The organism is Microbispora rosea, assembly GCF_044460045.1.
Classification (GTDB): Bacteria; Actinomycetota; Actinomycetes; order Streptosporangiales; family Streptosporangiaceae; genus Microbispora; species Microbispora rosea.
Genome location: NZ_JBITJO010000004.1, coordinates 693529 through 717918, shown reverse-complemented (window position 1 = coordinate 717918; position 24390 = coordinate 693529). Strand labels below are relative to the sequence as shown.

The window sequence follows — 24390 nt, the reverse complement described above, 5'->3', positions numbered from 1 at the left end:
CGTCCCGCTCACCGTGGCCGGAGGGACGGAGGCGGGCAGGCGTCGCGGCAGCCGCCGAAGCGCTCGGCGTCCGGCTGGGTGAAACGGGTCTCCTGCGTCCCCCGCACCGCCTCGGTCATCGTGTTCTTCCAGATCAGGCCGGGAACCGACGCGCCGTCAACGTGTGAATAGCGGCGGCCGCCGATGGTGACGTCGATCAACGGGTAGTGGATCGTGCTGCGAGAGTCGCCGAGGCTGACGGCCGAGGCCAGGCCGGGGGCGTAACCGGCGTACCAGGCGGTGTGGAAGGCGTCGCCCTCACCGGGCATGCCCGCCGCCTCCCGGCCGATGCCCTTGAGCGCGCTCTTGGCCAGAACGTCCTTCAGCACGCCGGTGACCGCGTCGGCGACCGCCGGGTCCAGGACCTGCGCACAGTGTGCAGGGAAGGAGCGCACGGCGCCCGAGCCGTCGCGGATCTCCGTGATCACCCTCGGCTCGCAGAAGCGCCCGCGGGCGGCGAGGCTCGCGTACGAGTTGGCCAGAGAGACGGGATCGGCCTCGGTAAGGCCCAAGGGGAAGGACTCATACTCCTGTAGCGGCTTCCCGTCGAAGCTTTTGAGCCCGAGCCGCTGGGCCATCTGGACGGTCTCGCACAGGCCCACCTTCTCCTGCAGCTGCATGAAGAAGGTGTTCACCGCGTCCCGGGTGCCCGACCGGAGGGTGACGAACCGGACTCCGCCCTTCTTCCGGTTGTGGATGCTGTGGGATGGATCTGCGACAGGCCGGCCCGCGCAGTTCTTGAACTTCGCGTAGCCCTGGGGACGGTACGCGTCCCCGACGACGAAGCCGTCGTCGTATCGCCAACCGGCGGCGAGCGCGGCGGCCAGGGCGTACGGCATCGCCGTCGTGCCCTGGTGGAGCCCCGGCCCGTCGGCGGGATCACGGCTGGTGACCATCGCTTTGACGGCCCCTTCACCCGGGACGACCACGACCTGCGTGGCGATCTGCGGGTCGTCGCGGTGGACGTAGGCGTCGACGGCCCGTTGCGCCGCCCGCTGGAGCCGCTGGTCGATGGTCGTCTGGATCGTCAATCCGTCACGGGTGAGCAGTTGCGGGTCCTCGGCGCGAAGCCGCTCACTGACGTACTGGCAGAGGTAGGGATATCCGCTGCGCGTGCAGTCGCCGGAGAACTCCTCGATGACGCCGCCATCGGCATCCAGCAGCACGCTTTTCCCGGCGACGGGGGACGCGGAGGAGGCGGAGGTGGAAACCGAGGCCACGGGCTCCTTGTCCGCGTCGCCCGCCGGACTCCACAACAGCAGGAGAGTCGCGATCACCGCCCCCAGCATGGCGACGCTGAGGAAAACCAGAAATGCCTTCATCGTCGCCCTTCGGTCTCCCACGGCCGCGTTTCCGCCCCGTTTCCATACTGCTCCGATTCGTCGCCGGAGCGAAACGTCACCCATGATGCAGTCCCCGCGTCACACCGGCCAAATTCGCACGAGCACCTTGACGGCCCATTCCTCGACGGGGCGATTCCGGTGATGGCACCGGAGTCGAAATCCCGAGTCCGGGGTTATCGGGTTATCGGGTTTCGGCCCCGTCGATTGACGATTCGATTTCCGTCGTACAGGAGCGTTCGACCTGATACATCGCGGCGTGTAGCCGTCGTATATCCGGCGTCCCGCGGGGGTTCCTAGCGTGGTGGGAGACCCGCCTGCCCGACCGGGGATCGAGGACGCCCGTGGCCTATCTCTTCGCCTTCTGCCGGCTGCTCACGGGGATCGTCTTCCTCATGTCCGCCGTGAGCAAGCTGCGCGGGCGGGCGGCGTACGAGGAGTTCACGGCGGCCACCAGCGCCCTCGTGCGGCTGCCGTCCCGGCCCGTCGCGGCGCTCGTCGCCGCCGCCGAGATCGCCGTCGCGCCGCTGCTGGCCTGGCGGCCCACCGTGCTCGCCGGCTTCTGCGTCGCGCTCGGGCTGCTCGTGGCGTTCACCGCGGCCATCGTCGTCGCCCTGCGGCGCGGCAGGCGGGTGCCCTGCCGCTGCTTCGGCGCCTCCGCCGTTCCGGTGGGGGCCGGTCATCTCGCGCGCAACGCCGTGCTCATCGTGGCGGCGGCGGCCGGGGCCGTCCAAGCGGGGGCCGGCGCCGTCCACGCCGGGACCGGTGCCGTCTTCGCGGGCCTCGGGCCGGCCGGGCTCGCCGCGGTCGCCCTGGCGGCCGGGGCCGTGGCGGTCCTGCTGTCCGCGATCGGCGAGATCGCCGGTCTCTTCACCAGTTCATCCCGACGGAGGTAGTTCCTCATGCCGTTCCTGACAGCGCTCGTCCTGAGCGTCGGCGTCCTGTGCCTGGTCGATCTGGTGCTGACGGTCGGCGTGATCCGGCGGTTGCGGGCACACGAGGAGATGCTGTCGGCGCGACCGGCGGGGTTGCCGTCCATCGTGCTCCCACCCGGGGCGGTGATCGGCGGTTTCTCCGCGACGAGCACCGACGGTGTCCACGTCTCGGACGAGACGCTGACCGAGACGGTCCTCGTCGGGGTCTTCTCGCCCGACTGCTCGGCCTGCCACGAACGCCTGCCGCAGTTCGCCGAGCACGCGCGGTCCTTCCCCGGAGGACGCGGCAACGTGCTGGCCGTGCTCGTCGGTACGGAGGAGGAGATGGCGGACGAGCGGCGGACGCTGGAGCCGGTCGCCCTGGTGCTGATCGAGGAGTACGGCACCGGCCTGACGAAGGCGTTGCAGGTGCGCGGCTTCCCCTCCCTCGCCCTGGTCGACGAGCACAGGAGGGTCGTCGCCAGCGGGACCACGCTGGAGGACCTCGACAAGATTCCCGCACACGCGTGAGGCCGCGGGTGCGGGGCTCGGCCGGAGCGCGGGCGGTGGTCACCGCTCTCCGCATGGCCTGGCGGGCGGGCAGGGGGCTGACCATCGCCTTCGCCGTCCTCAGCGCGCTCATGGCCGTCCTGCCGGTGACGATCGCCTGGTGCACCAAGTTGGTCCTCGACGAGATCGCCGGCGGCCGCCCCGGGGCCGGTGTGACGGCGGCTCTGGGCGCGGTGCTCGCCGGGTGCGGGGTGCTGACGGCGCTCGGGCCGCAGATCGTCCAGTACGTCAAGGACGAGAGCGGGCGCAGGATCGGCCTCGTCGCACAGGACCGCCTCTTCCGGGCCACCGAGCGGTTCGTCGGCCTCGCCAGGTTCGAGGACCCCGCGTTCCACGACCGGATCCGCATGGCCCAGCAGTACGGCGGGGCGACCCCGGGCATGGTGGTCTCCGCCGCCCTGGGCGCCGCCAGGACGGCGATGACCGGTGCCGGGTTCCTCGTCTCCCTCGTGACGATCAGCCCATGGATGGCCGCCCTCGTGCTCGCCGCCGTGGTGCCGTCCCTGGCCGCTGAGCTCCGGCTGTCGCGGCGGCGGGCCGCGATGCTGTGGGGCATCGGCCCCGTCGAGCGCCGCGAGATCTTCTTCGGTGAGCTTCTCGTCAACGTCCAGGCGGCCAAGGAGCTGAGGCTCTTCGGCATCGGGGCGCACCTGCGCGGGCTCATGAACGCCCAGCGGCGGGCCGCGAACGCCGAGCGGAGCCGTACCGACCGGCGTGAGCTGGGCGTCCAGGCCGTCACCGGGACGACGGCCGCGCTCGCGGCCGGGGGCGGCCTGCTGTGGGTCCTCGTGTCCGCGGCGAACGGCACCGGCGCGATCGGTGACGTGGCGCTGTTCGTGGCCGCCGTCGCCGGAGTCCAGGCGGCGGCAGGCGGCCTCGTCCTCGAACTCGTCACCGCGCATCAGCAGGTGCTGCTGTTCGGCCACTACCTCGCCGTCCTGGACGCCGGGCCGGACCTGCCGGTCCCGGCCCGGCCCCGGCGGGCGGGCCCGCTGCGCCGGGGGATCGAGCTGAACGACGTGTGGTTCCGCTACTCACCCGACCACCCCTGGGCCCTGCGCGGCGTCAGCCTGACCATTCCGTACGGCAGCGCGGTGGCGCTCGCCGGCAGGAACGGCGCCGGCAAGAGCACGGTGGTCAAGCTCCTGTGCCGCATGTACGACCCGGAGCGCGGCTCGATCCGCTGGGACGGGATCGACCTCAGGGAGATGGACCCGGCGGAGCTTCGCGCGCGGATCGGGGCGGTGTTCCAGGACTACATGCACTACGACATGACCGCGGCCGAGAACATCGGCCTGGGCGACCTCACCGCGATGGACGACCGGGGGAGGATCGAGGCGGCGGCACGGCGGGCGGGCGTGCACGACGTCGTGTGCCGTCTGCCCCGGGGGTACGACACCATGCTGTCCCGCATCTTCACCGGGCCCGTGGAGGACGGTCTCAAGGAGGACGCTCCCACCGAGGACGGGGGCGGTGACGTGGGAGTCCACCTGTCCGGCGGGCAGTGGCAGCGGCTCGCCCTCGCCCGCGCCTACCTGCGGGGCGAGAGGGATCTGCTGATCCTGGACGAGCCCAGTTCGGGCCTGGACGCCGAGGCGGAGCACGAGATCCACCGGGGCCTGCGGGAGCACCGCCGCGGCCGCACGAGCCTGCTGATCAGCCACCGGCTCGGCGCCGTGCGCGACGCGGACCACATCGTGGTCCTGGACGGCGGACAGGTTGCCGAGCAGGGCACGCACACCGGGCTGCTCGCCTGCGGCGGGATCTACGCCCACCTGTTCGCCCTGCAGGCCGAGGGATACCGGCACCGGGAGGACCGGAACTCCGATGCCCCGCACGACCGGCTCTCGGGGGCACGATGACACCCGTCCTGCTCGTCCTGCTCGTCCTGCTCGCATCGGCGCTCGGCGGCTGCGCCGTGACGGCGGCCAGGCGGACGCTGCGCGTCGTCGAGGTGCACGGGGAGAGCATGGAGCCCGGTCTGCGGTCCGGTGACCGGGTCCTCGTACGCAGGCTGCGGCCGGGCCGGCCCGGCCGGTCTCGGGGACGCGTCCGGCGCGGGGACGTCGTGGTCATCTCCCGCGTGGGCCCGGGGGAGGGCTTCGCGCTCGACGGCGGCACGAATTTGGTGATCAAAAGGGCCGCGGCCGTGGCCGGGGATCCGATCCCTCCGGGATTCGAGGCGCTGGGGGAGACCCGGGTGCCACCGGGGCGGCTGTTCGTCCTCGGAGACAACCCGTCGCGCAGCACCGACTCGCGCCACTGGGGTCTCCTTCCGGAAACCAGGATCACGGGTGTCGTGCTCCGGCGGTTGCACGGGTGAATGAAGCCGATACAGGAATTCGTGTATCGGAGTGGTACGTCCGCGATCGGATCCGCTCCTAACGTCGGTCACCGAAAAGGAGTCCCTTCAAAAGGAGGAACTGAATGACACGGACGATTCAGCGGCTGGCGGACCGGATGGTCGCCCGGCTGGTCCCGGCCACCCGCGCGGAGGCCGTCAACTGCTGGTACGAGTACTCGGGGACCTGCGTGCGCCGCTACTGCTGCACCGGGTCGGGCATCCCCAGCGGCTACTGCACTCCGTGGCAGTACACCTGCTGAACGGGTACGGCGGAGCGCCCTGTCGCGCGAATTCCCCTCGTGTGAAGGGCGCTCCGCTCTCGCATCGCCCGTCAGGCGAAAGCCGCCGAATTCCCGTTCGCGGGTTTTCCTGCGGCTCTGGCGACCTCCATGGCGTACAGGCGGGTGAGGTCGTTCATCCGGTAGTGGTCCGGGGCTATGGACGTCATCAGGCGGAGATCGGCCAGCCTGCCGAGCGCCGCCCACGCCGTGCGCCGGTCGCATCCGAGGAGCCCCGCCGCGGTCGTCGACCCGCAGCCGGCCATGCCGCGTTCGCCGAGGCGGTGGAACAGGCCGAGCGCACTGCCGTTCGCCTTTCCCCCGCACTGCCGCAGGACCTGGTAGTCGAGGTCGAGGGCGCTGCGCACGGAAAGGTCACCGCAGGTCAGCAGGTCGAGCCGGTGCTCCTCGCCGGCCAGCATGTCGGCGAACGCCGCCAGCGTCCACTCCCGCCGGACCGCGAGCCGCTTGCCCGCGATCCGCAGCGCGAGCGGCAGGTTGTCGCAGAGCCGGGCCACTCTCCTCACCTGCTCGGGATCCACCCGGTCCCTGCCGCAGAGCCGGACCACCAGCGCGTACGCCGCGTCGTCCGTCAGGGGAGCGAGAGACAGGTGGTCGACGTCGTCGAGCGCCGCGAGCACCGTCCTGCTGGTGATGACGAACCGGCAGCCGGGACAGGCGCCGACCAGCGGGCGCACCTGCCCCTCGTCGGTCACGTTGTCGAGGAGGACGAGCACGCGCCTGCCGGCCGTGGCGTTCGCGAGCTGGAGCACCGCGTCGTCGAGATCGGCGGCGATCTCGTCGTCCGCCAGTCCCAGCAGTCCCAGCAGCCGAGCGAGCGTCTCGTACGCACCGGGCCGGGGAAAGGGCCGCAGATCGACGTGGAACACGCCGTCCGGGAAATCCGGCGCCGCCGTCCGGACGGCGTGCAGGGCCAGGGCCGACTTGCCCACCCCCGCCGCGCCGTGCACGGCGACGGGCCGCGGATGTCCGGCGGTGATCGCGGCCACGAGCTGGTTCAGCTCCGGATCCCGGCCCAGGAGACTCACGAGACCTCCGGGAGCCGCGACCGGCGCCGGCTTCGGCCCCGTTTGCTGCCCCGTTCCCGGCAGGGGCGCCGGGTGGGACGGGCCGCGGGCGGCGAGCGGGGATACCGCCCCGAGCGCGGGATCCCGGTTGAGCATGCTCCGGTGCAGCTCGGCCAGCTCGGGCCCGGGCTCGACACCCAGCTCCTCCGCCAGGAACGTACGCGCCTGCCCGTAGGCGGACAGCGCGGCCGCGGAGTCGCCGGTGCGATACAACGCGAGCATGAGGCTGCCCCACAGCCGCTCCCTGGCCGGATGGGCGGCCACCGTCTCGCGAAGCTCCGGCACCGCCTCGGCGTGCTCGCCCAGCATGAGGCGGGCCTCGGCCTGCGCCTCCAGGGCCAGGCAGCGCTGCTCGGCGAGCGCGTCCAGGCGCGGGCCGAGCGCCGCCGACCTGGGCACGTCCTCGGCCGGCGCGCCGCGCCACCGGGTGAGGGCCGCCGTCAGGTGCCGCAGCGCCGTCTCCGGCCGCCCGGCCGACAGTTCCTGCCTGCCCCGACGCAGGGCATCGGCGAACTCGTTCACGTCGAGCTCGCCGGCGTGCACGGTGAGGACGTAACCGGGCGGCCGGGCCGCCAGCCGCTCGCCTTCGCCGAGCGTGCCCCGCAGCCGGTTGATGTAGGTGCGGACGTTGGCGACGGCGGAGCGGGGCGGCTCCTCGTCCCAGACGGCCATGACCAGCCGGTCGATCGACACGACCCGGTTGGGTTCGAGCAGCAGCGCGGTCAGCAGGGCACGCTGTTTGGGTGAGCCGAGCGGGACCGGCCTGCCGTTCCTCCTGACCTCGACCGGGCCCAGCAACCCGAACCGAAGCGTCGATCCGCCCTCCGGAGCGGATGATCGGTGCACGAGGGGACCTCCATAGGCGTCTCGCGAGGAGCGTCTGAGAGAACCCCACGAAGATCCCGGCCCGCCGGGAACCCGCACAAGCCCGGCGAGTGTCCGGAACAGTTCCGGACCGGGCCCACCGTACGGTGATTAGGGGGCAACCAGGCGGGAACCGACTACCGCATGACGGGTACGGGCGACGGGGACCTGTCCGACCGCGTTCTCCAGGTGGCGACCCGCCTGTTCGCCGGGCTGGGTTATGACGGCACGGACATGCGGCAGATCGCCGACGCCGCGGGCACGGACGTGGCCTTCGTGAGGCGGCAGTTCGGCGACAAGCGGGAGATCTATCTCGAGGTCATGGACCGCATGAACAGCGCGCACAACGCCGTCCTGGAGAAAGGGATCAAGGACATCGTCGGCGCCTCGCCCGATCAGAAGATCATCGCCCTGCACCGGCTCCTCGACCGATACATCGACTTCTGCTGTCACCAGCCGGAGTATCCGGCGCTCTACACCCACAGGTGGCTCGCCGACGCCACCGACATCCCCGAGCTGGAGCCGATGTACGCCGCGCCGGCGGCGCAGTTCGTGATCGACACCATCGCCCCGCTGGTGACCACCCCGGATGTGGACGTTGATTACACGATCAACGCGGTGATCTGGTGCGTGCACAGCTTCGTGCAGAGCGGCGTGTACGACCGGTCGGGCCGGCGCTACGACCACGACCACTCCGGCGCGCTGTGGCGCTTCCGCACCTACCTGCACCAGATGGTCCACCGCACGCTCCGCCTGCCTGGAGAGCCCCCACCGGTGGAGCGTCCCTCTCGCAGGTGAGACGGCCCGATCGCGAGACGTGGCGTGGCGGTCGTGGGCGCGGGCCGCCTGGTCGCATCTTCTGGCCCGGCCGTCGACGCTCATCGGCCGGGCCGAGGCTCAAGGCCGTGCATCCGTGCGGTCAGGACGTCCGTCCCGGGACCGGACAGGCCGGCCAGCCCGGCCGGACGCCCCATCGCGATCAGGAGCAGGTCGCCGACCGCGCCGCTGATCTCCTGCCCGCTGCCGGACGTCCAGTCCACGTCGGTGGCGACGAGGTGAAGGTCTGCGAGACGCGCGGGCGCGTCGTAGAAGCGGTTGCCGGCGACGTAGGTCAGGGCCGCGACCGCAGGACTTGCCGGGAGTGGCCGGTCACGGTGCAGCGGGCGGGCGATGTCCTGCCCGTGCACAAGCAGGTCCACCAGTGGATCCAGCGGTCCGCTGCCTGGCATGCGGCGCGGCGAAATCGCGCTCTGGCGCAGCTGCGCGACGAGTTCGGCCGGAGTGAACCTCTGCGCGCGTCTGCGGGCACGTCTGTCGGTCATGCGGTGGAAGTCGCCGCGGGCGCGGGCCATGCCGGCGACCATGTCCAGCACCGTGGTGCGGGTGGTGGTCGTCAGGTGGGCCACCACATCCTTCGCCGTCCAGCCCGCGCACAGCGATGGGGTTGCCCACTCGGCGTCGTCCAGCTCTTCCAGCAGGTCGCACAGGCTCATCCGCTCGTTCGCGATTGCGTCGCGTACGGCATCGGCGTCCATTCGCCGTTCCTTCCGTCCCGTCTCGAATGATGTATACACTGTGAACATCCGCAATGTGCACACTGTAGACATCCACGGAGGTGTCAGGCAAGCATGAAGAGAACCTCGCCGGGCTACCACCACGGCAACCTGCGTTCGGCCCTGATCGAGGCCGCTCTCGACCTCGCCAGAGACAAGGGCGCCGGTGCTCTGGGCCTGCGCGAGGTGACCCGCGCGGTCGGGGTGAGTCCCAACGCCGCCTATCGGCACTTCGCTGACCTGAGGGTGCTCGTCCTCACCGTCGCGCTGGAGGCCCGGCATCGTCTCGCGCGCTCCATCATCGAGCGGCTCGACGCGATCACGCCCGGCCTCGACTCCGCGAGGCGATCCACCGAACGGCTGCGCGCCTTCGGGCTGGCGTACGTGGGGTTTGCCCAGTCGACTCCCGGCTGGTACGAGCTCGCCTGCGCCTCGCAGGAGGCGCCGCCGGACGGAGTCGAGGAGGGGGGCCCGCCCCCGCCCCACCTCATCCTGCTCGGCATCCTCGACGAGATGACGCGGGCGGGAGTCATGGCGCCGGCTCGCCGTGCCGATGCCGAGTGGTCGTGCTGGTCCACCGTTCACGGCCTCGCCGAGTTGCGCGTCCACGGGCCGCTCCAGGCGCTGTCCGGGGAGGAGGCCGTCCGGCTGGCCCGCCTCGCGCTGGACACCCTCATCCTGGGCCTGACCGCGAAATCATGACTCCTCACCTCCACCCCGCACCCGAGCCCCCGAAGGAAACCCCGTGAGCACGAAACGCGGCGCTGGGCCGTCGCGATCAGCACGTGGCCATGGGGATGGGCGGCGCGGTCACCACTGGAGCCGTGAACGCCGTCGGCTTTCCGGCTGTTGACGATGTTCCGCCTCTTGGCATAACTTCGTCTCCGTAAGGGACGAAGTTAGTGCATCGACGATGCGGGACTCCGTCTTGGGCGTGGTAGTAATGAGAATCGCGGAGGAGGCCGTACAGACAGAGTTGGTGCACCATGACCGAGCGGTACCTCGGCGTCATCGGCATCGGCGAGGCGCTGGGCGTGAGCCGGCACGCGGTGCACAAGTGGCGCTCCCGCTATCCCGGCGGTTCGGAGCGCCCGTTCCCCGAGCCCGACGTCGAGGTCGACGGAACTCCCGGCTGGCGGCCTGACCGCCTGGCGGAGATCATCGAGTGGCGCAACGGCCTGCCGGGCCGTGGCGCGGGCGGCGGACGTCCTACCGCCGCGCGACAGGAATACCTGAAGGAAGCGGCGGCGCGAGGCATGGACCGGGACGAGGCGCTGCGCGCGCTCGTCACGTTGTCCGAGGACTTCCCCGAGATGACCGAGCCGGAAATCTGCGCCTGGCTCGTCGGGCACTGGCGGAGGTAGCACTTCCCCCCGATCAATCCCATCACGAAGGCGATGACGCATGCCCGAAATCGGCGGCGAGACCGCACCCGGATTCGAAGCGGTACGTGAGGCGTTCGCGGCCAACCTGGCCGGCGGACAGGAAGTGGGCGCCGCGGTCGCCGTCTACCTGCGCGGCCGGAAGGTCGTCGACCTGTGGGGCGGGATCGCCGACCCCGGGACCGGCCGCCGCTGGGAGCGCGACACCCTGCAGGTCGTGTTCTCCACCACCAAGGGCGTCACCGCCGCCTGCGCGCACCTGCTGGCCGAGCGCGGCGAGCTGGACCTGGACGCCCCCGTCGCCGACTACTGGCCGGAGTTCGCGGCATGCGGAAAGGACCGGATCCCGGTCCGCTGGCTGCTCACCCACCAGGCCGGACTGCCCGCGCTCGATCACCCGATCACTCCGGCGGAGGCGATCGCCTGGGACCCCATGGTGACCGCACTGGCCGCCCAGCGGCCGTTCTGGGAGCCGGGCACCGATCACGGCTACCACGCCCACACGTACGGCTGGCTGGTCGGCGAGGTCGTCCGCCGGGTGACCGGCCGAAGTCTCGGCACGTTCCTCGCCGAGGAGATCGCGGCACCGCTCGGCCTGGACCTGTGGATCGGGCTGCCGGAATCCGAGCAGCATCGGGTCAGCCGGATCGTCGCCGCCCCGATCGACCTCGGCGCGTTGGCCGGGATCGACCTGGACGCCCTGCCCGAGCCCGCGCGCGAGGTGATGAGCGCCTACGCCGATCCCACGTCACTGACGATGCGGGCGATGACCGTCGTCACGCCGATGCTGAACCACGACGACCCCGCCGAGCAGCTCGCGGAGATGCCGTCGACCAACGGCATCTGCACCGCACGCGCGCTGGCCCGCTTCTACGCAGCGCTCATCGGTGAGGTCGACGGGCATCGCGTCCTCTCACCCGCCACTCTGGCGGCGGCGACCACCGAGCAGGTCAGCGGTGTGGACCGCGTCCTGCGCGTGCCCGTCCGGATCGCCACCGGTTTCGGCCTGCCGACACCCGACGCCTTCTGGTACAGCCCGGCCGCCTTCGGGTTCCCCGGCTACGGCGGCTCCCTCGGCTTCGCCGACCCGGCGACCGGCCTGGCCTTCGGCTACGTCATGAACCACATCAGGGAAGGCGTACCGGACCTGAGGGCCGCCACGCTCCTCGACGCGGTCCGCGACGCGATGAAGGCCCAGGCCCGGTAGTCGCGGCGCCCCGGGACGGCTTTCCCGAAGGTGCGCGGGGAGCAGGTGTCGCGCCGGTCGGCGAGGAACTCCGTGAGCACTGTGTCGATTGAGGGGCCCTCGCACGGCGCGTTGTATTTTTGCTCTTCCCGCTCGCGTTCGAGACGCACGAGCTGGTCCTCGGCCTCGGTGAGCGCGTCCGTCGCCAGTTCCAGTGCGCGGAAGCAGCCGGGATCGGCGAAGTCGCCGTCGAGGTGGATCGACGTGATCTCGTGTCGCCCGGGCGGCCGCCGCAAGGCGGAGCCACAGGTCGCCGTCGCGATCGACCGGCGGCGTGGGGGACCGCTGAACCGCCCACCGCCGCACGTGGTCGCCCTCGAACATGAGCTGGACGGACACCGGCCGGGTGAGGCATTCAAGCGCCCGCACGACCGCGAGAAGGTCCATGCGGTCCTGGGTGGTCTCCGGTTCGCCGCCGTGAATCTCCCGTCGGTGCCTGCCGTACGTCAGCACGGTACCCCTCCGCCCGGCCTCGGATCCGTACCGCCCATTCCGGCGGCGTGGATACGTACGGGCCCGTCCTGGGACGGTCGTGAACGGTCGGCCACTGTGCGCTCCCTCGACTCGCCAGCAATGGTGTCCAAAGGAGCGATATTCGCCCTGCTTCACCATAGTCACGCGAGGCTCATAATTCCCAGATGTCCTCCAGTCCGTCCGCATCGCCGAATCCGTACGGCGTGATCGCCGCTCGGTGACCGGCCGGTGTTCCGTACTCGAGGCCTCGCGCGCGAGCCGCGGGCACCGCGGCAGGGTGTCAACTGGGACGCAGATTTCCTCTACGGGATCTTGTGGGCGATGTGAAGATGGGATAAAAGTGGTGTATGCATCGATGATGCATGAATGGGGCTGAACGGGGATCGGTCGAAAAGGTCGTGGCGATCGCGGCGGCCTTTGATTACCGCAGTGGTCAACGGCTGCATTCGTTGAGCGGGAAAACGGGAAACGGGGTAATCCGGCGGACGGCGTCCTCGGCCATGGGGATGGTCTCGCACCGGCCTGGCTTCGGTGGGAACGAAGAAGACGCGCGCGCCGACACCAACTATCACGGGGATTTCAATGATCAGAATGATCATAGCGGACAGTCATCCGATCTTCCGGGAAGGGTTGCGCGCCGTCCTCGCCGACTCTCATATCGCGATAACAGGCGAGGCCTCCTCGGGGGATGAGGCCGTCGTACGGGCGAGGGAATTGCGCCCGGACGTCGTGTTGATGGATCTGCGGATGTCATCCGGAGGTGGTGCGGACACCGTCGCGCGCATTCTGGACGACCGCCCCGAGACCCGGGTGGTCGTATTGACCGGCTCCGCGGACGACCGGGACATCCTTGGAGCGATTTCGGCGGGCGTCGCCGGCTACCTGTTGAAAGAAACCAGCGTGCTCGAATTGCTCTCGGCGATTTCCACGGTTGTCGAGGGAGGCACGGTTCTCGCTCCGCCGGTGGCCACGAAACTCGTGTCCAGAATGAGCGTGCCGGAAACGCAACCCCTGACTCCTCGCGAGGCGGAGATCCTCTCCCTGGTGGCGAAGGGGCGGTCCAACGCCGAGATCGCACGGTCGCTGATCATCGGTGAAAGCACCGTGAAGACGCATTTGAATCGCATCTTCGGCAAGCTCGACGTCTCCGACCGGACGGCGGCGGTCACCGCCGCCCTGAGGTGGGGCTTGATCTGATCTTCGGCCGATTGATTCCCGGTGATACCGAGCACGCCGCGGTGCCGCCCGGCAGGTGGCGGCGGTGCCGGGCCACCAATGCGTACACGACGACCGCCGCCCACGACAAGGGCGGGTGCGCTATCAACCAGCCCGTGAGTCGCCAGCCGCGCGCGGGCTGCCAGGCCAGCAGCGCGGCGAACGCCATCGCTCCGCGGCGGGGCGGCCGGTCACCGGTCACCCACCACGCGGCGCGCTGGGCCTGGTCGGCGGACAGACCCAGACGGCCCAGGTCCGCTGCCTGCCAGGCGGTCGCCTGAGGCCAGGAGGGAAGCATCCGCCGCAGGACGCGAAGCGAAGTGGCGCAGAAGCCGCAGTCACCGTCGTACACCAGCAGCGGCAGATCGTACGGAGTGGATCCGTTCACGGGTTCACCCGGCCTTCGACGTCGGTGAAGCGGATGGGGGACCACCGGTGGACGACCACGGCGAGAACGGCCAGGAATGCCCATCCGACGAAACCCGGCAGTCCCACGACGAGCATGTTCGGCGGCTCGGTCGCGTCTCCCAGTAACAGCGGCAGCCCCGCACAGGCGTTCAGCGAGCCGTGGGCCAGTATCGCCGGCCACAGGCTGCCGGAAGACAGGCGCAACCAGCCGACCAGCATGCCGAACAGCACACAGAATCCAGTGAACGCCAGGGCTGCCCACGGACCGATATCCGGATAGTTGTAGCCGAGTAGCGTTAGGGGCGCGTGCCACAGTCCCCAGACGAACCCGGTCACCGCCAGCGCTTTGAGAACGCCCTGGCTCCCGGCGAGACGGGGCAGCAGCCAACCCCGCCACCCCAGTTCTTCGCCCAGGACCACGATCGAGTTGATCAGTGGGGCGATCGTCAGCGCTCCCACGACCTGCGAGGCGGCGACAAGACTCAGGTCGGGCACGTCCGCACCGGCGGGAGTGGCCGATTCGACGGCGCCCCGCAGGAGGCTGAGTCTCCCGAAATCGAGAGAGACGAGGCCGAGCATCGCGCTGACGACGGTGGCGACCACCGCGATCAGCGGGACTCCCAGCCAGCCGGCCACGATCAATCCGATCGTCCGCTTCCTGTTCGGGCCCATCGTGAGGCCGGTGGCCTCGCGGAAGCCGGCGGCCGATCCGCGGTGCGTCAGCTGGACAGCCAGCACGCCCAGGGCCGGGGTGAACGACATCACGGTGATGATCGGCCCGGCCAGCGGCGACCCCAGGCCTTCTCCCAGCCAGAGCGGCAGCGCGATCAGCCAGGAGAGGCCGAAGGCGACACCGAGGAAGATCAGCAGATCCCTACGGGCGGGCGAAACAGCCATGGTCCGTCATCCCCGTCCAGGCCCGCCCGAAGGCGCGTTGCCGCGGTTGCGGATGCGCGTGGCCACGGCCTCCGGATCGCGCACCTGGACGACGACGTACGACAGAGACCCCTCACGCAAGGTGATCTCCAATGCGGGCAGACGCTGGCCGGTCAGCCAGTACGACATACCGTCGGGAGCCATGTAGGTGCCTGCCGTCAGCCCCGGAAAGAAGACGGCGCCGTATCGCAGGCCCGGCGCTTGGACCCCTCCCGGCAGGACGACGGACACACCTGTGATGGCCTCCGAGGGAAGGCGAATGTTCCAGCGCAGCGAGAGGATCTTGAATACGCTGCGCGGGCTTATCAGAATCTCTCGTTCCGAGACGGAGATCTCCGCCAGGTCGCCCGTCTTCGCGAGAGTCACTCCGTGAAGGACCACTCCCAGAATCACCGCAAGCGGCAACATGACCTGCAGGAGATCCGAAAACATTCAGCCCGCCTCACTTTCCCGGACAAGTTCTCTGCCGGTGCCGCCGGGAACAATCATGCTAGACGATTCTGGTTTCGGCGGCTCTTCGGACTCCGCGGTGGCGGGCTGACCCTGCCCGCCTGACAGGTTCCGCTTCCGCCAGAGCCTGGTCGCATTCTTCACCCCCGCCAGGTTGGCGCCGATGGGAGACAGGTAGAGGACCAGTGCGGCCGTCATCGCCGCGTCGAAGCTCCACAGGCCCATGAGCGCGGAAATCGCGTCATGGAATAGCAGTCCGGAAAACAGCAGCACGACCTGTGCCCGCGTCGGCAGGAAGAGCGCCACGCCGATGAGGACCTCCAGGACGATCGAGCCCCACGTGATGAGAGCGACCAGCAGAGGAACGTCGGTCATTGCGTCGAGTAGCGGTCGCAGCAGTTCCGGTGCGCCGAAAGCGACGTTTCGGAACCAGTAGAAGATGGCGGTTCCGTCCACCCATTCCGGCACCCCGAGCTTGGCGATTCCCGCGTGCAGATAGATCACCATCACTTGCACCCTGATGAGGAAGAACGCCGTGACCGCGACGAGTCGCCGGGTCTCGGAGACGCCTCTCCAGGCCGTGGGAGTCCAGTGCCATCGGCGGGGGTCCGTGAGCGCGATGGGGATGAGGAGCAGGGTGAGCACGGCGGTCACCTGATCACCTCCGTCCTGGACGGTGACGGAGGTGATGAAGCTCCACGAGATCCACCAGTGGGGTATCGCTGTGAGCGTCGGACGCCAACCGCTGGCCACGACGGCCAGCACGCCGATCGACACCCATTTGGCGAGCTCGTGCCGGTCGGAGGGCAGGACGCACCAGAGGCTCAAGGAGCCCGCGCCCGAGCACACCGGCGGCCGGACACCGCCCGCGAGCGGGGAGAGCAGGACGGACGCGGGAGTCGCGAGCAGGGTGCCCAAAGTACCGAGAGCGAGCAGCGTGCGCGCGAGCCCCAGGACCGTCCCCCAGGGGGGCCGCGCGACGTACGGCCTGATCCAGCCGCCCAGTCGTTCAAGTTGACCTGTCAGCATGTGACCCTCACCCGCACCACCGTCGAGGGCATGATCGTGCTGGACCTTCTCCATGCCCATGGCAGGACTTCCTGGTTGACAAATCCGATGTCTCCGCAAATATGACGCAGCGTCGATGTATTGCGTAACGCGACGGCCGGTTGCATTCCGTTGAGGCAGTTCGTGGGCAGCGTGTCGCACGATTGCCAGGTGTCCTTGGGAATCGAGGACACCAGCAGGGCCGCCTCTGTGCCTTCCGCGCGCTGCGACCGGTTCAGTCCGAACAGCCCGGACGGTACGACGAGAGTTCCGCCGTGCACCCGCCACGCGCCGGCCGCGTTCTCGTAAACCTGGGGATAGACGGTACGAGGGCTGGCGGTGAAGAACGCCCATCCCTCGGGGATGAATTGCCGGATGACGTCCCTGTTCTCGAAGGGCAGCTCCACCGCGTTCACAGGGAGAGCCGCATGGAGAACATAGGTCACGAAGGCCGTCGCAACCGACGCGATCACAAGAAAGCGTCCTCCCCGCCGTATGGCCGCACGAGCCCCGGGCTGGGGCTCAGGCAGACGGAAGTGGGAGTGATCGCGAGTCGTGGTGACGGATCTTCCGCCCTTCTGCCAAAACCTGAGCCCCATCGGACGAATTCCTCTTAACTCTCTATGGGGATGCCGGGCGCGTGCGTCCTACGCCGCGCGAAGATTGCCGGCGATCTGGTCGATGAACTGCTCGTATGCCAGCCTGGCCGAGTTGTCGACGTTGTCCAGGACCGGAGCGCCGTTGGCCGGGGCGACCGGCAGGAGGAGGACGATGATGATCAGAACGGCGGCGGCGCCGTAGAGGGCCGCGTAGGCGTAGAGGTAGTTGGTGTTGATCTGGTAGTTGGTGTTGACCTGGTAGGCCGCCGCCCCGTTTCCCTGTGCGTCGACGGACGCGCTGATCTGCGCCTTGGTGCGGCTGATGGCGCGGTCGACGACATCGGCGCCGTACACCTTGCTCATCGCCGCCTGGGCGATCTTGGCGAGGGTGGCGACGGCGCCCGTAACGGCCACGCGGTTGCCGCTTTGCAGCTTCGCGGCGAGATCGGCGGCGACCTGACCGTTCTGCGCGACGTTCTGGTCCACCAGCTGCTTGACCTTCGCGAGCTTGTCGTCCAGCGGGAACGGCTCCTGCCTGGACGGGTGCAGATAACGCGCCGCCGGCCCCTGGCCGAAGGCGATGGCGTCGACGAGATCGACCGCGGAGAACCGGGGGACCGGGGCAGTCTCGGCGGAGGCGCTGTGAACGGACGACGAGGTGACGGCAACGGCGAATGCCGTCACCACTGCCAGCAGTGGCACTGCCCATCGTCGGCGGATCGTGAGAAACAAGGGGGTCTCCTCTCGGCGGGTCCGCGGCACACGTCACGACCGGCACGTCAAGCCGCAGCGTGCCCGCGAAGTAAGGTGCATGCGTTGGCGGGCCCAAATTCGGCTTGCGCCCGCCAGCGCATGAGTCAAGGATTTTCGAGAGGGTCGTGAATGTGTACCCTCCGGTCGATGGACCTGTTGTCCATCGACCGGTTTACCGCTTCGGTCTCGGACTGTCCTGACCTCGGGTGCCGCGGCTCGTCTCCGGCCGGGAGGTCACTTCTTGCAGATGTTCTGCGTGGCGGTCCGGGCGGAGGGGGTCGCCTGCGGCGTGGGCGAGGCGGAGGCGGCGGAGCCCGCCGGCGCGGCGACCGTCACCTTCTTCACGTCGTGGTTCTTCTGGCCCACCACCACCTCGATGCCGGTTACGTCCGGTTGCTCGCGCAACTCGGCCCCCGGAATGGCGGCGGCCACCGTACGCGCGGAGTCCTCGCGGCCGGGCGGGTAGCGGATGACCGTGGTGGCGAAGTCACGGCGGGCCGTGTCGCCGGGGGGCGACGGCACCATGAACCCGGCCTCGACGAGGCGGGCCTTCGTGGTCGCGCCGAGGCCGGTGATGAGCGTGCCGTTGAGCACCTTCACCGAGATGCGGCCCGGCGGGATCGTGAGCGCCCCAGAAGAGGCCGCCGGAGAGGCCACAGGGGAGGCCGCCGGGGAGGACGCGGGGCTCGCCGGCGCCGCGGCGCTGCCCGAAGCGGACGCCGAGGCCTTCGCCGACGGCTTGACGAGGGGCTGGTCGGCGTCGATCTGCTGGAACAGGGCGCGGGCGGCCGTCTTGTCCCACAGCACCGCGGACTCGCCCGTGGGCGCGTGGTAGTTCACGTCGGCCAGCGGCACGGTCGCGAACGACACGTCGTCGGTCGAGACGTCCTTGAACTGGTTCACCATGCCGAGCAGGTTCTTCTGCAGGGCCGCGTCCACGGTGAGCGTCTTGAACGTGGAGTCGAGGAACCCGGCGAGCCTGGCGGGATTGGTCAGCGTGCCGCCGCTGAGCGCCTTGCCGAGCAGCGCGGAGATGACCTGCTGCTGCCGGTCGATGCGGTCGAGGTCGGAGCGCGCCGTGGCCCTCGTGCGGGCGTACGCGAGCGCGTTGACGCCGTCCAGCGTGTACGTCCCCGGCTGCAGGTTCAGTTTGGTCTTCGGGTCGTCGATGGCCACCGGCGTGCAGACGGTGACACCGCCCAGCGACTCCACTACGTCGATGAACCCGAGCACGTTGACCTCGACGTAGTGGTTGATGCGCAGGCCCGTCGCCTGCTCCACCGTCTTCACGGCCAGCTTGGCGCCGCCGAACTGGTAGGCGGCGTTGATCTTGTGCTCGCCCTTGCCGGGGATCGTCGTCCAGGTGTCCCTCGGCAGGCTGACCACGGTCACCCCGCGGTGGTCCTCCGACAGGTGGATCACCATCATCGTGTCGGTGCGCTGCCCGACGTCGCGGCCGAGGTGGAGCTGGTTCTGCTGGCGCCTGGTCAGGTTGTCGCGCTTGTCCACGCCCACCAGCAGGATATTCATCGCACCCGTGGATTCGGCCTCGCTCGTTCCTGCGTCCACCGAGTGGATCCGGTTGAGCGCGTAGTTCGGCGCCAGCCACGCGACGCCCGAGCCGATGAGCACGACTCCGGACAGCGAGCCCGAAATGACGAGGGATCGGAGGTTCGTCCTCCGCTGGCGGGCGCGTTGTGCCGTCAGCCTCACGCCGCCGTATCCGTCGCCCCCTACGCGGACGCCGGAGTCCTCCTCTTGGTCGCCGGGCATTCCCGTCCTCCGGTTGCCGTCTCCACCCCTCCGTACAGTAGCGTGAGCGCCGCCATGAAGCCCTTTCCCGACTCGCGACAGTCGAGCCAGAATCCCGCGCGGCCCTGGCCGCCGGTGTCGGTGATCATGCCGGTGCTCAACGAGGAACGGCACCTGCGCGACGCCGTACGGCAGGTCCTCGAACAGGACTACGAGGGCCCTCTTGAGGTCGTCATCAGCGTGGGGCCCTCCCACGACCGCACGCAGGAGGTCGCCGACGCCATCGCGGCCGAGGACCGCCGCGTCGTCGTCGTGCCGAACCCCACGGGCCGCACCCCCAACGCGCTGAACGCCGCCATCACGGCGTCGCGCAACCCCATCGTCGCGCGGGTCGACGGGCACGCGATCCTGCCCCGCGACTACCTCCGTACGGCCGTGGAGACGCTGGAGCAGACCGGCGCCGACAACGTCGGCGGCATCATGGCCGCCGAGGGCATCACGCCGTTCGAGCAGGCGGTGGCCTGCGCCATGACCTCGAAGATCGGCGTGGGCAACGCGCGCTTCCACACAGGTGGGGAGGCGGGCCCGGCCGACACCGTCTACCTGGGCGTCTTCCGCCGCAGCGCCCTCGACCGGGTGGGCGGCTACGACGAGCACTTCCTGCGCGCGCAGGACTGGGAGATGAACCACCGCATCCGGGAGACCGGCGGGCTGGTGTGGTTCCAGCCGAGGATGCGCGTCACCTACCGTCCCCGGCCCAACGTGCGCGCCCTGGCCAAGCAGTATTTCCACTACGGCCGCTGGCGGCGGGTCGTCTCCCGCACCCACCAGGGCACGATCAACCTGCGCTACCTCGCCCCGCCGGCCGCCGTGGCGGCGATGGCGCTCGGCCTGGTGGTCTCGCCGTTCTTCTGGCCCGGCCTGATCATCCCCGGGGGCTATCTCCTGGCGATCCTCGCGGGCTCGGTCCTCACCGGCCGCGGGCTGTCCGGCGCCGCGCTCGTACGCCTGCCGGTCGTGTACGCCACCATGCACGTCTCGTGGGGGACGGGCTTCCTGACCAGCCCCCCGAAGCTCAGCAAGCCCCGTCCCAAGCCCGAACGGGCGCGGCTAGAGGACCTCTTCGAAGACTGAGGTGTCCAGCGTGAAGCCGATCGGGTGGGGGACGTAAATCTCCCGCCTGAACGGCACCGTCGAGGTCACCTGGTACTGACCTTCCTTGGGGTCGCTGTAGACCGTGACCGACGCGGGCCTCGTCAGCGGATCCACCAGGAGCATCACCGGGACGCCGCCCCCGGCGTAGATCGCCGGCTTCTTGAGCCGGTCGTCCTCCGCGCTCCCCTTCGAGACCACCTCGGCCACCAGCATCAGCCCCGAGGAGAGCAGTTCCCGCTCCCCCCAGCGTGGGCAGTCCTTGGGGGCGAGGACGAAGTCCGGCTCTACCGGGTCCCGGCTGCCGTCGATGCACACGTCCACGTTGCCGCTGAAACCCTCCCACCCTCGCTCGTCGATGAGGGGGATGAACGCGCGGAACAACTGCATGGCGGCTAGGCCGTGTTCGGGGGTGCCCACGGAGCTCACTATCAGTCTCCCGTCGATGATCTCGGTCCGCAGACCCGGAAGTGGGGGCAGCGAGTCGAACAGCTCACGAGGAGTGCCGGGCAGTGGCCGCTCGGGTACGGGTGCCAGAGCGGGGCCGTGGGGTTTGCGTGAGATCGCGACCATGGGCTGGTGTCCGTTCGTGTCCACGTCGATACGCTGAGTTGACGCGGTCAGTATCTCACTCGTGAACGACAGGATCGAGGGCGTTCAGGCCGAGGGAGCGGGCGCGCGCCTCGGCCCGTGCGGCGGCACGCCGTACGGCCTCCTCGAAGCGGGCCAGCGGGTCCGGATGGTCGGCGCCGAGCAGGTAGGCGCGCAGCGCCCGCCGGGCGGCGGCCATGTCGTCCTCTCCGGGCACGTCGAGACGCCGCATGATGTCCGGCAGCTCGGCCAGGTCGGTGCCGAGCAGGTACGCCGCCCCCGCGGCCGGGTAGCGCTCGCGGAACCGGTCCTCGGGCAGGCCCGCCACGTTGGCCACGACGTACGGCTTGCCGCTGGCCACGAAGTCCGACACCACGCTGGAGATGTCCGAGATCAGCACGTCCGCCTCATTGAAGCACTCGTACAGCGACGGCTCGCGGCCGGTCACGACGAGGTGCGGCATGCCGGTGCTCTCGCCCAGCAGCTTCATGATCTTCCGGTGGGCCAAGCGGGCGGCCTGCGAGCGGTGGCCGGTCAGCGGGTGAGGCTTGTAGATCACCCGCACCGGCTTGGTGAGCAGGGCGTGCACGATCGCCGGGCCCATGGCGACGAGCGAGCTGTGGAACAGGTCGTCGCTCCACCCCTCCCACGTCGGCGCGTACAGGACGGTCCGGTGCGGCGAGGTGCCCTCGGCGTACGGGCTGGTGCGCCGCACCCCGGCGAGCTGGGGGCGGCCGACCTCCTCGACGGCCTCGTTGCGCACGCCCACCTGGGCGCGCAGGTAGCGGTCCCGCCCGGCCGGCCCTGCCACCCAGACCTCGTCGTACACCTTGGTGTACGGGTTGAAGGACGCCTCCTTGTCGCTGTCGCCGTGGCCGATGAACACGCTCCGCACGCCCGGCACCCGGAGCATGTGGATGTTGTTGCCGACGTTGGCGGGGAACAGCGCGACCCGCACGCCGTCGAGCGCGCGGAAGTTCATGAGGTCGACGGAGGAGGGGACGCACACCACCGGCAGCGTCGTCGACCCGAGGGCCGTGACCAGGGCCCGCTCGCGCAGCACCACCAGCGTCCTCGGCGCGATCCGCTCCAGCGTCCCGAGCCACATCGTGGCCTGGTAGGCCGCGGTGACCGGCCCGGAGAAGTACATGACCACCTCGGGCCGGTAGGCGGCGACCCACTCGTCCACGACCGCGAGGACCCGGCGCCGGTCGCCCAGGTGCCTGGCCCGCCGTGCGTGCGCCAGCAGCAGGGCCACCGCGACGACCTCCAGCGCCAGGGCCGCGGCGGCGCCCGCCGCGCCCGTCCAGCCCAGGCCGGCCGACGCCCCGGCCGCGGCCGGCACGACCGCGAGCGCGTCGAGGTAGAGCAGCTTGGCGCCCCGCCAGGTGAGCAGCACGCGGGGCGGCGCGGGCGGGATCCGCAGCGCGGGCAGGCGGATGTTGCGGGTCACCACCGGCATCTGGTTGTGCCGCCGGTCGACGTGCTCGGCGAGCCACGTCTGCACCGCGCGCAGACCGTGGAACAGGAACAGCCCGGCCGCGAACGCCGCGAACCACCACGACCGTTCCGAGGCCAGCCGTGCCAGCAGCACGACGACGGCCGTCTCACGCGACAGGAAGCGGACCGTGGCCCCGAGATGGGCCCGGCTCAGCGTCCCCGCCGCCCGGCCGGGCAGCGCGATCTCCGCGGCGTACGACAGCGGCACGAGCACCGCGAAGGTCGCGGGCAGCGGCCACACGGCGGCGGCGAGTAGGGCCGGGTACGACGCGAGCGTGAGCGCGGTGAACGCGCTTCTGCGTCCACCGGCCAGGCCTCTCAGCGCCGGCCGCCGGGCCAGCCTGACCAGTGCGTTCGGGGCCCTGCGCCCCGTGATGTTTCCCCCCATGGGCGGGCGCCCATCCCTCCGTAGATGGTTGCGGTCATCGGCTGAGCCGTACGTCCACGACCTGTCCCGTGAGGCGGGACAGCAGCACGTCGATGCTGGTGCGGGCGACGGCGGCGGGGGAGAGAAGCGTTCCGGCGGGTTCGTCGCCGAACGCGCGCAGCCGCATGGGGGTGGCGGTGCGCTCGGGGTTGACGCAGTTGACGCGGACACCCTGGCAGGCCCACTCGTCGGCGAGCGCCTGGGTGAGGTTGACGACGGCGGCCTTCGTCGAGGAGTAGAGGCTGTAGTCGGCCCGGCCGCGGGTGTAGGACGAGGAGGTGTAGAGGAGCAGGTGGCCGCGGGTCTCCATCAGGTACTTCACGGACGCGCGGGCGATGTTGACCGGTCCGAGGTAGTTGACCCCGATGGTCTCCTCGATCGTGTGCTGCCCGGACTCGCCGAGCTTGCCCATGTGCAGCACGCCCGCCGTGTTGACGACGTAGTCGATCCGGCCGGTCTCGGCGTACACCCGGGCGAGCGCGTCCTCCACGGCGGCGACGTCCTCGACGCGCACGCCGTTCTGGCTGCGGGAGAACGAGTGCACGCTCGCGCCGTATCCCCTGGCCAGCGCGACGATGTCCGCGCCGATGCCGTAGCTGCCGCCGAAGACCACGAGCGTGCGGCCTTCGAGCCCGGCCCGGTAGGCCTCCTCGTCCAGTGCGGGCGCCGTGTTCTCGGCGAGCTGGAAGAGCTTGTCGGCGATGAAGACGTCGACCGGATGGGTGACCTTCATGTTGTGCTCGCTGCCGGGCACGATGTAGATCGGCACGTCGGGCAGGTAGCGCAGCACGACGCCGCAGTCGTCCGTCGTGGGCAGCGAGGGGAACTCGGGGTCGGCCAGAGCCCGCTCGTACGCCGCCCGGATCACCGACAGCCGGAAGCACTGCGGGGTCTGCCCCCGGCGGAGCCGGGAGCGGTCGGGGATGTCGCGGATGATGTCGCCCCGCGGGCCCGGAGCGGCCACCACGATCGTGTCGGAGGACGGGATCGCCACCTCGACCGCCTCGTAGCGTTCGAGCGCGGCCGCGCACTCGCTGATGATGCGGGGCTCGATCAGCGGCCGTACGGCGTCGTGCAGCAGCACGTCGCACTCCTGCTCGCCCAGCGCGGACAGGGCCCGCCAGGTCGTCTCGGTGCGGCTCGCACCTCCTTCGAGCACCCGGCCGACCTTGGTGTACCCGTTCTTCCTGACGAGCTCCTCGGCCTCGGCGACGAAGCCGGGGGCCATCAGGACGACGACCTCGTCGATCTCCGGGTGGCCGTCGAACACGTCGAGCGTGTGCTCCAGAATCGTCTTCCCGGCGATCTTCAGAAGCTGTTTCGGGGTGTTGAGGCCCACGCGCTGACCGACACCGCCGGCCAGCACCACCCCCACCCTGCGCAGACGCGATTCGGCGATCATGATGTCCTCCCCGGAGGAGACCATACCCGTGCCGGAAGCCGTAGAAGGTGATTGCCACCTAGTGAT

General features: G+C 70.1%; 24 protein-coding genes. 11 read left to right on the top strand and 13 right to left on the bottom strand.

Annotation, left to right across the window (positions count from 1 at the left end; all coding sequences use genetic code 11):
• Positions 1-8: 8 nt before the first annotated feature.
• Positions 9-1361, bottom strand: coding sequence for a penicillin-binding transpeptidase domain-containing protein (locus tag ACIBK1_RS20570; protein WP_396736942.1), 1353 nt, complete (start codon positions 1359-1361; stop codon positions 9-11).
• Between the two features lie 362 nt (positions 1362-1723).
• On the opposite strand from ACIBK1_RS20570, the gene ACIBK1_RS20565 reads away from it, so the two are divergent.
• The 5 genes from ACIBK1_RS20565 (at position 1724) to ACIBK1_RS20545 (ending at position 5467) form a co-directional block, all read left to right on the top strand.
• The gene (locus tag ACIBK1_RS20565) at positions 1724-2275 is read left to right on the top strand and encodes a MauE/DoxX family redox-associated membrane protein (protein WP_396736939.1); all 552 of its coding nucleotides are present in this window, start codon (positions 1724-1726) and stop codon (positions 2273-2275) included.
• A gap of 6 nt (positions 2276-2281) precedes the next feature.
• On the top strand, positions 2282-2824 hold the full coding sequence (locus tag ACIBK1_RS20560) for a TlpA family protein disulfide reductase (protein ID WP_357314222.1): 543 nt from the start codon (positions 2282-2284) through the stop codon (positions 2822-2824).
• Between the two features lie 35 nt (positions 2825-2859).
• A complete protein-coding gene (locus ACIBK1_RS20555) occupies positions 2860-4725 on the top strand; it encodes an ABC transporter ATP-binding protein (RefSeq protein WP_396736936.1) in 1866 nt (621 codons plus the stop codon).
• Entirely contained in the window at positions 4722-5186 is a 465-nt protein-coding gene (locus ACIBK1_RS20550; protein WP_396736933.1) for a S26 family signal peptidase, read from the top strand. The genes ACIBK1_RS20555 and ACIBK1_RS20550 overlap by 4 nt, the downstream gene beginning before the upstream one ends.
• Before the next feature lie 104 nt (positions 5187-5290).
• Entirely contained in the window at positions 5291-5467 is a 177-nt protein-coding gene (locus ACIBK1_RS20545; RefSeq protein WP_156081009.1) for a hypothetical protein, read from the top strand.
• 71 nt (positions 5468-5538) lie between these two features.
• Here the strand turns inward: ACIBK1_RS20545 and ACIBK1_RS20540 are convergent, their stop codons facing one another.
• The gene (locus tag ACIBK1_RS20540; protein ID WP_396736930.1) at positions 5539-7419 is read right to left on the bottom strand and encodes an AfsR/SARP family transcriptional regulator; all 1881 of its coding nucleotides are present in this window, start codon (positions 7417-7419) and stop codon (positions 5539-5541) included.
• 162 nt (positions 7420-7581) lie between these two features.
• On the opposite strand from ACIBK1_RS20540, the gene ACIBK1_RS20535 reads away from it, so the two are divergent.
• A complete protein-coding gene (locus ACIBK1_RS20535; RefSeq protein ID WP_030509417.1) occupies positions 7582-8235 on the top strand; it encodes a TetR/AcrR family transcriptional regulator in 654 nt (217 codons plus the stop codon).
• 80 nt (positions 8236-8315) lie between these two features.
• Here ACIBK1_RS20535 and ACIBK1_RS20530 read toward each other — a convergent pair whose 3' ends face one another.
• The gene (locus ACIBK1_RS20530) at positions 8316-8972 is read right to left on the bottom strand and encodes a maleylpyruvate isomerase family mycothiol-dependent enzyme (protein ID WP_396736927.1); all 657 of its coding nucleotides are present in this window, start codon (positions 8970-8972) and stop codon (positions 8316-8318) included.
• 93 nt (positions 8973-9065) lie between these two features.
• Here ACIBK1_RS20530 and ACIBK1_RS20525 point away from each other — a divergent pair, with 93 nt between their 5' ends.
• From ACIBK1_RS20525 to ACIBK1_RS20510, 4 genes are all read left to right on the top strand, one after another.
• A complete protein-coding gene (locus tag ACIBK1_RS20525; RefSeq protein ID WP_030509415.1) occupies positions 9066-9692 on the top strand; it encodes a TetR/AcrR family transcriptional regulator in 627 nt (208 codons plus the stop codon).
• A gap of 284 nt (positions 9693-9976) precedes the next feature.
• Positions 9977-10354, top strand: coding sequence for a hypothetical protein (locus tag ACIBK1_RS20520; protein WP_396736924.1), 378 nt, complete (start codon positions 9977-9979; stop codon positions 10352-10354).
• 40 nt (positions 10355-10394) lie between these two features.
• Entirely contained in the window at positions 10395-11579 is a 1185-nt protein-coding gene (locus tag ACIBK1_RS20515) for a serine hydrolase domain-containing protein (RefSeq protein ID WP_396736921.1), read from the top strand.
• Positions 11580-12683: 1104 nt separating this feature from the next.
• Positions 12684-13289: a response regulator transcription factor gene (locus ACIBK1_RS20510; RefSeq protein ID WP_331281175.1), complete on the top strand. Its 606-nt coding sequence runs from the start codon at positions 12684-12686 to the stop codon at positions 13287-13289.
• Here ACIBK1_RS20510 and ACIBK1_RS20505 read toward each other — a convergent pair.
• The 7 genes from ACIBK1_RS20505 to ACIBK1_RS20475 all read right to left on the bottom strand — a co-directional run bounded on the left by ACIBK1_RS20505 (position 13258) and on the right by ACIBK1_RS20475 (position 19273).
• The gene (locus ACIBK1_RS20505; RefSeq protein WP_051761962.1) at positions 13258-13695 is read right to left on the bottom strand and encodes a DCC1-like thiol-disulfide oxidoreductase family protein; all 438 of its coding nucleotides are present in this window, start codon (positions 13693-13695) and stop codon (positions 13258-13260) included. The two genes, ACIBK1_RS20510 and ACIBK1_RS20505, sit on opposite strands and share 32 nt — an antisense overlap.
• Positions 13692-14612 (bottom strand): CPBP family intramembrane glutamic endopeptidase, encoded by a 921-nt coding sequence (locus tag ACIBK1_RS20500; protein WP_396736918.1) that lies wholly within the window; start codon positions 14610-14612, stop codon positions 13692-13694. The genes ACIBK1_RS20505 and ACIBK1_RS20500 overlap by 4 nt, the downstream gene beginning before the upstream one ends.
• A gap of 6 nt (positions 14613-14618) precedes the next feature.
• Positions 14619-15083 (bottom strand): hypothetical protein, encoded by a 465-nt coding sequence (locus tag ACIBK1_RS20495; protein WP_030509408.1) that lies wholly within the window; start codon positions 15081-15083, stop codon positions 14619-14621.
• Positions 15084-16130 (bottom strand): sporulation-delaying protein SdpB family protein, encoded by a 1047-nt coding sequence (locus ACIBK1_RS20490; RefSeq protein ID WP_396736915.1) that lies wholly within the window; start codon positions 16128-16130, stop codon positions 15084-15086.
• Positions 16124-16621: an SdpA family antimicrobial peptide system protein gene (locus ACIBK1_RS20485; RefSeq protein WP_396736912.1), complete on the bottom strand. Its 498-nt coding sequence runs from the start codon at positions 16619-16621 to the stop codon at positions 16124-16126. The genes ACIBK1_RS20490 and ACIBK1_RS20485 overlap by 7 nt, the downstream gene beginning before the upstream one ends.
• A gap of 174 nt (positions 16622-16795) precedes the next feature.
• Complete coding sequence (locus ACIBK1_RS20480; protein ID WP_156081007.1) at positions 16796-17449, bottom strand: hypothetical protein; 654 nt, start codon at positions 17447-17449, stop codon at positions 16796-16798.
• Between the two features lie 285 nt (positions 17450-17734).
• Entirely contained in the window at positions 17735-19273 is a 1539-nt protein-coding gene (locus tag ACIBK1_RS20475; protein WP_030509404.1) for an LCP family protein, read from the bottom strand.
• A gap of 54 nt (positions 19274-19327) precedes the next feature.
• On the opposite strand from ACIBK1_RS20475, the gene ACIBK1_RS20470 reads away from it, so the two are divergent.
• Positions 19328-20386: a glycosyltransferase family 2 protein gene (locus ACIBK1_RS20470; protein WP_030509403.1), complete on the top strand. Its 1059-nt coding sequence runs from the start codon at positions 19328-19330 to the stop codon at positions 20384-20386.
• Here the strand turns inward: ACIBK1_RS20470 and ACIBK1_RS20465 are convergent.
• Genes ACIBK1_RS20465 through ACIBK1_RS20455 form a run of 3 tightly spaced genes read right to left on the bottom strand, consistent with a single transcriptional unit; the run spans position 20363 to position 24324 of the window.
• The gene (locus ACIBK1_RS20465) at positions 20363-21001 is read right to left on the bottom strand and encodes a Uma2 family endonuclease (RefSeq protein ID WP_231513975.1); all 639 of its coding nucleotides are present in this window, start codon (positions 20999-21001) and stop codon (positions 20363-20365) included. The two genes, ACIBK1_RS20470 and ACIBK1_RS20465, sit on opposite strands and share 24 nt — an antisense overlap.
• A 31-nt stretch (positions 21002-21032) precedes the next feature.
• The gene (locus ACIBK1_RS20460) at positions 21033-22883 is read right to left on the bottom strand and encodes a CDP-glycerol glycerophosphotransferase family protein (protein WP_396736907.1); all 1851 of its coding nucleotides are present in this window, start codon (positions 22881-22883) and stop codon (positions 21033-21035) included.
• Positions 22884-22917: 34 nt separating this feature from the next.
• Positions 22918-24324: a bifunctional cytidylyltransferase/SDR family oxidoreductase gene (locus tag ACIBK1_RS20455; protein WP_036407482.1), complete on the bottom strand. Its 1407-nt coding sequence runs from the start codon at positions 24322-24324 to the stop codon at positions 22918-22920.
• Positions 24325-24390 lie beyond the last annotated feature (66 nt).